General features: G+C 70.7%; 2 protein-coding genes. Both read right to left on the bottom strand.

Annotated elements, in window-relative coordinates; all coding sequences use genetic code 11:
* Positions 1-77 precede the first annotated feature (77 nt).
* Entirely contained in the window at positions 78-9,311 is a 9,234-nt protein-coding gene (locus K9U41_RS08860) for a type I polyketide synthase (RefSeq protein WP_282640478.1), read from the bottom strand.
* A gap of 367 nt (positions 9,312-9,678) precedes the next feature.
* Positions 9,679-11,166, bottom strand: coding sequence for a hypothetical protein (locus K9U41_RS08855; RefSeq protein ID WP_282640477.1), 1,488 nt, complete (start codon positions 11,164-11,166; stop codon positions 9,679-9,681).
* Positions 11,167-11,187 lie beyond the last annotated feature (21 nt).

Genomic DNA, 11,187 nt, shown 5'->3' with positions numbered 1-11,187 from the left:
GGGGGAGGGGTTGCGGCTTCACCGCATCCCCTCCGCAGACGGAAGGCGTCCGCCCCTGGGGGCGATGGCTGCCGTGCTCACGCGCTCTCCTCCTGCACGTCGGTATCCACGATGGAGGCCACCCCATCGGGGCCGACGCCCAGGCGGTCGATCACGTCCGCGACCAGTTCGAGTCCTTCCGCCGCCGTCAGCGCCGTGGTGTCGTAGCCGAGGCGATAGGCGAGGCCATCGGCGCTCTGGAAGGACCTGAGGTCGATCTCGTTGATGGCGTAGCGCATGAGCTTGGCCGAGAGCGGCGCCACCTTGATGACGCCGAGATCGAGCTCCTCCGTCTTGCCCTGCCGCTGGAGCGAGGAGGTGGTGGCCCCCCGGGCGAAGCGGTCCGGCGTCTGCATGCCGCTGACATAGAGCGCGAGGTAGGAGCCCCGGGCCACCAGGTCGTCGTGCAGATCCCCTTCGAGGAAGCAGAACTCGAACGGGGTGTAGACCAGGGCCTGGTTGAGCTGGTCCGACAGCGTCATGCCCAGCGCGTCGAGGTCGGCCATGGCCCCGCCGGGGGCACGCAGCAGGGTGGAGCCGTGCACCCAGCCGACGAAGTTGTTGAGCCGGCGGTCGGTCCGCATGGCCGCCGGGATGTTGAGGATCACGTCCTCCACCCCGCCGCGCACGGCGATGGCCTGGGCCACGGCGGCGTTGAGGAGCGAGGTCTCGGTGATGCCGATCCGGCGGGCGCGGGTCTGCACCCGTTCCTGTCCGGTGGGGTTCAGGAAAGCGAAGATCTCGCCGCCCGGACCCGCCTGGGTGCGGTCGAAATTGGTCGCGAGGCCCTTTGCCTTGCGGCCGAAATTCGGCAGCGGCGGCGGGTTGGCCCCGTACAGTTCGCGCACATAGGCCTCGCGCTCGGCCATGAAGACGGGGTCCGTCGCCCGGTCGAACTCGTTCACATACTGCTCGACGGTCATCTCGGGGGGCGCCAGCGGGATGCCCAGGAAGGCCTGGAACACTTCCTCCACGAACACGCCCAGCGCCCAGCCGTCGAAGATGAGGTGATGGCCCTGCGCCACCACCACGTCGCCGTCCTCGCCGCCCCGCAGCACGGTGACGCGATAGGGCGCTTCCGTGAACGGATCGAGCGGGGAATCGAGCAGGGCGGACAGGCGCGCCTGCACGGCCGCGGCATCGGCGCCCGGCATCTCCTCCACCACCATGGGCGGCTCGCCGCAGGGCAGGATGAGGGCGTGGGGCTGTCCGTCGTCGCTGACCACGAAGCGCGTGCGCAGGGATTCCTGCCGCTCCTCCACCAGCCGCAGGGCCCGGCGCAGGCGGTCGATGTCGGCGCGGGGCGCGATGCGGAAGGCGCGGCCGATGGACCAGAACACGCGGTAGGCGTGGTTGGTCCCCGGCTTGATCAGGGATCGCAGCACGTTGTGCTGCTTGACGGAGAGCGGAACCGGCCGTTCGCCCGAAGGCGTCAGGCCCGTCACCGCGGGGGCGGCGATGCCGGCTGCCGGGGGCGGTGGCGCGGCCGCCGCGCGGCGCACCGCTCCGGTGGCGCCGTGCCAGGTGGTGGTACCGATCGTTGCCGGGGTGCCGGTGAGTTCGGACACGGCGGCGACGAAGGCTTCAAGCAGGGCGCGCCCGGTCTCCGCCGGGATGGCGGCGGTGTCGAGGGCGAGCCTCAGCGTCAGGCTGGCGCCGTCAGCCACCACATCGAGCCGAAGCTCGTTGAACGGATCGGTGAGCGCCGCCAGGGGCTCGCCGATGCCGAGGGCCTTGGCCCGGGCCGCCCCGTCCGCGTCGAGATAGGAGAAGCCGACCTGCCGGAGCGCCGCGCCGGCGGCGTTGAGGCGTTCTGCCAGCAGGGCTTCCACGGCCGCCGTGTCCAGCGCCCGGTGGCTGCGTGCCGCGGCGAGGCGCTGGAGCGCCCGCCGGATCAGCCAGTCGGCGGGGGCGTCGAGGCGGTCCAGCAGCAGCGGGACGCCGGTGCCCACGGGTCCGATCAGGCCGGCAGGTCCTTCCCGCCGGGCCGGGTCATGGCATTCCACCAGCACCCGGTCGATGCCGGAGCCCGCGGCGAGCGCGCGGCCCAGGGCGGCGACGAGGAGGGCTTCCTGGTCCGGCACGGCGAGGGCGTCGAAACCCGGAAGGGTCAAGGAGGCGTCGAAATGGCCCACCGGTCCGCGATTGAGGCCGAAGCCCGTGGGTGCCGACGCCAGGGTGCGGCCGAGGTTCGGCAGGGCCGCTGGCGGCGTGCGCAGCATCTCCTTCCAGAAGGCCATGTGCCCGGCCAGGGCCATGGAGCCGTCCGCCGGCCGTTCTGCCGCGGCGAAGGCGGCAAAGGGCGTGCCGGGCGCGGGAGCCGTTCCGGCCGCCGCCACGAGGGCGGCCAGCGCGAGATACGGCGACAGGGCATCCGCCGCCGCGCGGTGGGCCCGCGCATGGAGCGTGAGGGCGCCGTCCGCCGCCTTGGAGATGCCGAACCGCCAGAGCGGTCCCGGCTGGGTGACCGGGGCAAGGCCGGAGGCGTCGGTGATCCATTCGAGGTCGGGGGCGTCGCCGGCCACGATCTCGCCCGCGGCGGTGCCGGTGAGCCTGAGGGCATCTTCGGCCGCAGCGAGGGCGGCGAGCGCCTGGGCCAGCGCCTCGAAATCCAGCGGGGCATCGACGGTACGGGAGGCCGAGACCTCCAGAGCCGCGCGGGTGACCGGGGACGTCATGGGCCGGCCGCCGAGGGCGATGACCGCCTCCTGCCGCACCAGCGGACGGAACACCGGGCCGTCGCCCGCCCCACCGGCACCGCTGCCGCCGTCAGCCAGCGCCGCGGCAGTCGCGGCCCGGGCCTTCTGCGTCGCCTCGAAGGTGACGGCCACCACGCCGGACAGGCCGGTGACGGTGGGCGTCTGGAGGAATTTGGCCACCGGGATGTTCACATCCACATGGGCCTCGATGCGGTTCTTCAGCTCGAACGAGGACAGGGAGTCGAGGCCCAGTTCCGAGAGGCGGCGGTCGGCCGGGATGTCGTTGGGCGACACCTTCAGCACCTTCGCCACCTCGCCGCGGATGAGGTCGGCCAGCATGCCGTCCCACGCCTCGCGCGGGGCGGCGAGCAGCTCGGCCTGGATGCGCGAGCGCCCGCCGGTGCGCTGGGCCAGCAGCGGCTTCACGCGGGCGGTTCCGGCGGTGCGCGCCAGGGCCCGGGAGATGGCCGCCCAGTCGGCGCGGGCGAAGCCGAGGTTCTCGTCCTCGGCGCGCAGCAGGGTGCCGAGGGAAGCCGCGGCCTCCGTGTCCGGCACCGGCTTCATGCCGATGCTTTCAAGATAATTGCCGAGCGCCTCGGAGCGGGCGACGAAGCCCGACCCGGCGATGGAGCCCCAGGCCGCCGCCGAGCCGGCAAGGCCCCGGCTCTTGCGGAACGAGCCCATGCCGTTGAGCACGGAATTGGCCGCCGTGTAATTGGCCTGGCCGGGGCTGCCGATGACCTGCGCCAGCGACGAGAAGCTGACGAAGAAGTCGAGATCGGCCCCGTGCCGGGTCACTGCGCGATGCAGGCTCCAGGCGCCGCCCGCCTTGGGACGGATGACGCGGGAGATCTGGCCTTCGTCGAGTTGGCTGACGAAGCCGTCCTGGATCACCGCCGCACCGTGGACGATGCCCTTCAGCGGCTTGTCGGATTTGGCGTGGGCGGCGATCAGCGCGTCCACGGCATCCGCGTCCGTCACGTCGAGGGCGATGGGGACAATTTCGGTGCCCCGCGCCGCGATGGCGGCGAGGACCGGCTCGGAATCCGCGTCGGGGGTGCCGTTGCGGCCGCAGAGCAGCAGGCGCCCGGCGCCCTGCCGGCTGAGGAAGTCCGCCACCGCCACGCCGAAGCCGCGCAGGCCGCCGGTGACGAGATAGCTCGCCTCGCCCGAGAAGTGCATGGGCTGGTTGAGGTCGACCTCCACCTCGATGGCGGGTTCGTCGAAGGTGAGCACCACCTTGCCGAGGTGCTGGGCCTTGGAGAACATGCGCATGGCCTCCGCCACCCGGGAGACCGGGAAGCGGGTGGCGACGAGCGGCCGGTAAAGGCCCTGCGCCACCTTGGCCTCCACCGCCCGCAGCAGGGACGACAGGCGCGCGGGGCGCTCGTCGGCGATGGTGGAGAGGTCGATGACCGAATAGGAGTTGTTGTAGTAGAGCGACTTCAGCCCGATGGGCTTGTCCTGGGCGAGGTCGCGCTTGCCGATCTCGACGAAGCGGCCGAAGGGCGCGAGGCATTCGAGGCCCTTGTCGATGCCGGCGCCGGACAGGGCGTTCAGCACCACGTCCACGCCCCGCCCGCCGGTGGCGGCCCGCACGCCCTCGGAGAATTCGAGGCTGCGCGAGTTCATCACATGGGTGATGCCGAGGTCGCGCAGGAAGGCGCGCTTGGTGTCGGAGCCGGCGGAGGCCAGGATTTCGGCGCCGATGTCCCGCGCCACCTGGATGGCGGCAAGGCCCACGCCGCCGGTGGCGAGGTGCACCAGCACCTTCTCGTCGGGTTCGAGGCGGCCGATGTCCACCAGCGAATAATGGGCGGTCATGAAGGCGGCCGGCAGGGTTGCGGCTTCTTCCAGCGTCACGTCGTCGGGCACGTGCATGAGGAAGCGGGCGTCCGCGGCGGCGAACCGGCGCAGGAAGCCCTTGCCCATGCCCATCACCCGGTCGCCCGGCTTGAAGCCGGTGATGGCCTCGCCTGTGGAGCGCACGGTGCCGGCGAATTCGAGGCCGAGATTGCGCCACCAGGCGCCCTCGCCCTCCGCCTCGTCGGGCAGGATGGAGGTGGCGGCCATGATGTCGCGGAAGTTGAGGCCGACGGCGGTCACTTCGACCACCACCTCGCCCGCCTTGGGCGTGGGGTAGGGGCACTCGCGCACCACCACATTGTCGATGAGGCCGGGGCTGGTCATCGTCACGGTGAAGTTGGCGGGGTCGCTGGCTTTGGCGATGGTGCGCCGGCGCGGTGCGAGGCCGTTGAGCGGCCCCTGCCGCAGGCGCGGCACGGTGCGTTCGGTGCCGCGCAGGATGATTTCCGCTTCGTCGCTCTCCTCCAGCACCGCCAGGGCGAGGGCCTGGCCCTCGCTGAAGGCGTCGGCGTCGGCGTCCACATGGCGGATGGCGAATTCCGGGCACTCGTTGGCCAGCGTCCGCGACAGGCCGAGCAGGGCGGAATCCGCGAGGCCTTCCGTCGCCATCGGCCCGTCGCCGGGGATCAGGCGGCTGGCGCGGGCGACCACCACGAGGGCCGGCCGGCTGGGTACGGTGCGCAGGCGGTCCAGCACCTGGCCCACCGTGACGAGGCCGAAGGAGGCTTCCTCCACCGCCGCCACCAGGCGTTCGGTGGACAGCTCCGCCTCAGGTCCCAGCTCGACCCCCGCCGTCGCCGCATAGACGATGCCGGTGAGGCCCTCGGGCGCGGCGAGCCGCTGTTCGATCAGCTGGGTGGCCTCTTCCGCCTTCATGGCGGTGAAGATGTCCGGCGCCAGGGTTTCGACCACAGCGCCCGATGCCACGAGGGCAGAGGCGAGCGGCTCGGTCGCCGCCGGATCGCCCGACAGCACCAGCCAGCGGCCGAGCCGCACCGGCGTGTCGGCCTTGGGCGCCACGGTCTCGAAGGTCTCCTCGATCACCACGGTGCCGCCGTCGTTGGCGTTCGCCTTCAGGGCGCCGAGGGTCTTGACCTTGAGGTTCTCCACCGCCAGCAGCGGCGTACCGTCCAGCGCATAGACGCGATAGATGCCCGTGTCGTCGGCGGGATCGGTGAAGAATTCGCAGATGACTTCCGACGGCAGGGGACCTGCCACCATCACCTTGCGGATGCCCACCGGCAGCATGAGCTTGTATTTCCCGGCGACGCTGTCCTCGTCGGGCAGCGGTTCGCCGGGGATCCACAGGCCGAGGCCCACGTCCTCCAGCACGAGGCCGGACTGGAGCACGCTGTCGAACAGGCCGGGGAAGGCGATGAAGCCGTCGCGCTTGGCCGCATCGGCGCTGGAGATGCGCGCCACCGCATGGCGCGGCCCGGCGAGCCACAGGGCTTCCACCGCCTGGAAGGTCGGGCCGTAATCGAGCCCATGACGGGAGGTGAGGCGATAGAAGTCCTCGCGCTCGATGGCCGGCCGGGTCTGGAGGATGGCCGGGTCGAAGCTGGCGGCCGGCACGGCGAAGGCATGTTGCCAGCCGTAGGCCTCCACGCGCAGCCGCCAGTCCTCCTCCGTATCGCGCTTCATGGACGAGATGCGCAGCCGGCTGGTGGCGGGATCGTACGAGGTGCGCAGCAGCACCACGTCGTCGCCGCCGATGGACAGGGCCTCGTAGATGCGGAAGTCGCGCAGCTCCACCGGGGCGTTGCCGAACAGCTCGCGCAGCGCGGCGGTCATCATCTCCAGATAGCCGACGGTGGGGAACAGGCAGTCCCCGCCGGGGCGGTGGTCGGCGAGATATTTGGCGCTCTTGAGGGTGATTTCGTTGGTCCAGGCCGGCTCCGGCCCCATCTCGCGCCAGCCAAGCAGCGGGTGGCGGTCGCCCTCGAACAGGAATTGGCGCGCTTCCAGCGGCAACTGCACCAGGCGCTCGTTGACCCAGGGCCGGCGCGGCAGGGGCAGGTGCTCTTCGGCACCGGCGTCGCTCTCGCTCCAGTCGAAGGACACGCCATTCACATAGAGGCTCGCCATGGAGCGGGCCATCACGAGCCGGTCGTCGCCCTGCCGCTCCAGCGAGGACACCGCTACCACGGAGGCGTTGTGCTCCTGGGCGATGCCGTGGATCAGCGGCGTGACGGTGCGGTGCGGCCCCAGTTCCAGGAAGGCGTCGATGCCCAGATCCAGGCAGAAGTCGATGGCCTTCTTGTAGCTCACCGGCTGGCGCAGGTTCTGCCACCAGTATTCGGTATCAAAGCAGGTCTCCAGCATGCCGGTGACGGTGGAGACGATGGGGAAGGATGGCGGCTTCCAGGAAATCTCGCCGAGGCCCTCGCGGAACCGGGCCTCGCAATCGTCGAGGTGGGGCGAGTGCCAGCCGAAGTCCATGGTGAGGCGGCGGGCGGTGACGTCGGGATAAAGCCGCTTGACCTCTTCGAGCAGCGCCAACACCGGCGCTTCCATGCCGGAGATGGTCTGGGCGGTGGGGCCGTTATAGGCGGCGACCACCACGCTTTCGTCCGCCGGCAGCAGGGGGGCAATCTGGTCCCAGGTGACGCCCAGCGTCGCCATGGCGCCGCGCCGCGTGCTGCCGTGGGGGATGAGGCCGCGGTTGTAGATGATCCTGGCGCAGGTATCGAGGTCGATGCAGCCGGCGATATGGGTCGCCGCCACCTCGCCGAAGCTGTGGCCCACCAGCAGTTCCGGCGTGAGCCCGCGCTCCCGCCACATGCGGTAGAGGCCCACCTGGTTGGAGAAGATGGCAGCCTGGGTCACGTCCGCGTCGTTGATGCGGGTGGTGGCCTCGTCGCGGGTGATCTCCTCGATCACGGACCAGCCGGTATGGGGCTTCAGCGCCTCGTCGAAGGTCTCGACGAAGCTGCGGTAGGTCTTGTCCTCGGTGAGCAGCTTGCGGGCCATGGCCCACCACTGGCCGCCCTGGCCCGAGAAGGTGAAGGCGAGGCGCCGCGGCTTGGCGCGGCCGGTGATGATATAGGGAGCGATGGCCTCGTTGGCCGGTGCGTCGGCACCCAGGGCGAGGGTGCGCAGCTTGAGCGGCAGATCCTGCGCCTGCGGGTCGGCCAGGATCGCGGCCCGCTCGGTCAGGTGGTCGCGGCTGGTCTTGAGGGCGCTGGCCAGGGTCTCGTAGGGGACCGCGCCGAGCGTGCCGCCCTCGTCCACCGCGTCCGCCAGCTCTTCCGCCCACAGGCCGAGGGCGGCCTTGCCGTTGGCCGAGAGCGGGATGAACACCGGGCCTTCGGCGGGGGCCGGCCGGGCGCGCGCGTCGGCGCGGGGCCGCTTGCCGCCATGGAAGCTTTCCACTGCCACCGAGGCGTTGGTGCCGCCGAAGCCGAACGAATTCACCACCGAGAGGCGCACGTCGTGCTCGCTCGAATAGGGGGTCGGCTCCACCGGGACCGACAGGCCCAGCGCATCGAACGGGATGGTCGGGTTGGGGGTCTCGAAATTGAGGTTGGGCGGCACGATGCCGTGATGGGTGGACAGCACGATCTTGATCAGCCCGGCGACGCCGGATGCGGATTCCAGATGGCCGAGATTGGGCTTGAACGAGCCCACCAGCACCGGCCGGTCGACCCGGCCGGCGCCGAACACGCGGCCGATGGCGCTCGCCTCGATGGGGTCGCCCACCGGCGTGCCGGTGCCGTGCGCTTCCACGTAGCCCACGTCCTCGGGGTCGATGTTGGCATGGGCCACCAGGCTTTCCAGCATGGCGGTCTGGGCCACGTCGCTCGGGGCGGTGAGGGTGGCGGTGCGGCCGTCCTGGTTCACCGCCGAGCCGCGGATCACCGCATAGATGCGGTCGCCGTCCGCCACGGCGCGGGCCAGCGGCTTCAGCACGACGATGCCGCAGCCCTCGCCGCGCACGAAGCCGTCCGCGCGGGCGTCGAACGTATAGATCTTGCCGGTGGCCGACAGCATGTTGGCGCTGGCGAAGGCCACGAACGGGCCGGGATCGAGCATCAGGTTGACGCCGCCGGCGAGCGCCACGTCGCAGGTGCCCATGGCGAGGTGGCGCATGGCCTGGTCCACCGCCACCAGGGCCGAGGAGCAGGCGGTGTCGAGCGCGATGCTCGGCCCCTTCAGGTCGAGCCGGTGGGAGATGCGGTTCGCCGCAATGGAATAGGCCGAGCCGGTGCCGGCGAAGATGTCGGTGGCGACCCGCCGGTAGCGCTGGCTGTAGCTGAAGTCCGACGTGGAAATGCCCACGAAGACGCCGGCGCGCTGGCGTTGCAGGGTGCGCAGCGGCACCCCCGAATCCTCGATGGATTCATAGGCCACCTGCAGCAGCAGGCGCTGCTGGGGGTCCATCAGCATGACCTCGCGCGGGGCCATGTCGAAGAAAGCCGGATCGAAGTTGAAGACGTCGCCTGAAAGGAAACCGCCCCACTTGGAATAGGAGCGCCCGGTGGTCTCGGGGTCCGGATCATAATAGTTGCGAACGTTCCAGCGATCCGCCGGTATTTCGCGAATGCCACATCGTTTTCCCAGCAGGAAGGACCAATAACCTTCCGCGCTGGTGATGCCACCTGGAAAACGACAGCCGATTCCGATGACGGCAACAGCTTCGGGTTCTTGACCAAGGCCGTTACCGGCCGCCCGTACCTGACCGTCCAGAAGATCTAAGCTATCCATGGGAAGCGCCCTCTTCCGCAGAATTGCCGCAGCGCAAACCTATGCGTACGGGCGCGGAGCTGTCACGTCATTTCTTCTGAGTTTGCGAAAAATGCAAGTAGACGCCCACGGCTTATTCAGGTTGAGGCACTATATTACCGAGCTTTGCTTGACGTTTTTCAGAACTCCCGCCGCACTCGGTTAGGGCCGGCGCCCCATCCCGGCCTTCCGATGATGCGTTGCAACTTGATGCGGACGGGGGCATGCCCCGACCGATTCGCGCCCGCGGAAGGGAATGGCTCCGGGGTCCAGCGCCCGGCCGCGCCCGCCCTGGTGACGCGAGGCCACGGCAGATGGAATCCACCAGCGGCGGCCGAATCACTGCTCTTTAAAGCCCGCGCCCGTCTTCTTCCGCAGCGAGCAGGATGAGGTCGCTCAGGGAGAAGCGGGCAACGTCCGGCAGGGTGCCGGGCGACAGGATCGACGCGTCCGAATGGAGCGCGAGGGTCCACAGGGCCTCGGCCACGATCCGGCTGCCCACCGGGCCGAGATGCCGGCCGGCGGGGCCTTCGGGATTGCCGGCCTCCGCGAGGATGTAGAACCACAACGGCGTCGCCTCGCAGAACGGCAGAGCGGCGACGCGCTGGTGGTCCGGCAGGGCCGCGAGCAGGGTGTCGTCCTTCAGGGGCTTGAGGCCCAGATGCCGCGCCAGCGCCTGCCCCGTCGGCAGGCCGAGGCGGAAGCCGCGCAGCAGGTGGTGGCTGGCGACGGCCTCGGCGCTTTCGGGTGCGCCCGAGATGAGGGTATCGAGCCGCCGCGCCCGCTGCGGGGCCTCGGCGGCGAGGGGCAGGAAGCCGTCCCAGGAGATCACATGGTGCTCCGGCAGCGTCTCCGGTCCGTGCCGGCCGCCGGCGAGCACGCTCCGCGTCGCCAGCGCGCTGCGCTCCACGTCGCGAAAATGGACGTTGTAGTCATAGCTTGCCCGCCGCATGGACGGGGCCAGCACCAGCGCGGCGGCGGACAGTTCCACCGGCATGAACAGGGCGGTGGGGCGCTCCACGCGCCACAGGCGCGGGCCCTCCGCCATCACGTTTTCGAGAACATCCGGCGCGCAGAGCTTCGGCAGCAGGTCGAACAGCACCATCCACTGGAAGCGGCGCCGGAGCGCGCGCCGGGCCGCCTCGAACGACAGTCCGGAGCCGACAAGGGCGTTGTGCGCCTTCAGAAAGGCCACGTGCAACTGCCCGAGAATCAGGTGCTCGTCGTTGCGGGCATCGCTCATGCGCGGGGTGCGGTCGCGGCCGGGCTCGGAATTGCGGGGATGGCGGGGCAGGTCGTTGGCCACGCCGGCGCGCGGCGGGCGTCCATGGGGGCAGCCGTTCTGCTTCGGCGTCACGGCGCCGACCAGCATGCGGCGCACCGCCTGCGGGTCGCGCGGGGCATCATAGATGCTGTCGAGGTCGAGCCCGCCCGAGCGCCGGTTCAGCAGGCCGGTGAGCGACGGCAGCGCCGCGAAGGCGTCCGGACCCAGGCGCACCTCGTCCGGAGCGCGCCGCTCCCAGACCAGATCGTTGCGCAGGAACTCGACGAGATAGGTATAGGCGGCAGGCAGGTCGCCATCACCGGCCGACCGGACACGGGGTGGCGGCGGGCTGTCCGCAGGCTCGGCCATGACCGAGGCCAGGCGCGCAAGATCCTTCAGGGTGCGCGGCTCCGGCGCCAGGCGATGGGCCGGCCCGCACAGCGCGGGAAACATGAAGCCGAAGCCGTGATCGGCGGGGCGGGCGCCCGATTCCAGCGCCAGGGCGCGCACGCGCTCCCCGATCGCCTCGCGGAGCGACGGGCGCGGATCCTCTCCCCCCGCACACATTTCCATGGACCTTCCAAATGTCATTCG

The organism is Xanthobacter autotrophicus (genome assembly GCF_029991245.1).
Lineage (GTDB): Bacteria > Pseudomonadota > Alphaproteobacteria > Rhizobiales > Xanthobacteraceae > Xanthobacter > Xanthobacter autotrophicus_C.
The sequence above is the reverse complement of the archived record's forward strand: the minus strand, read 5'-3'. Positions and strand labels throughout refer to the sequence as shown.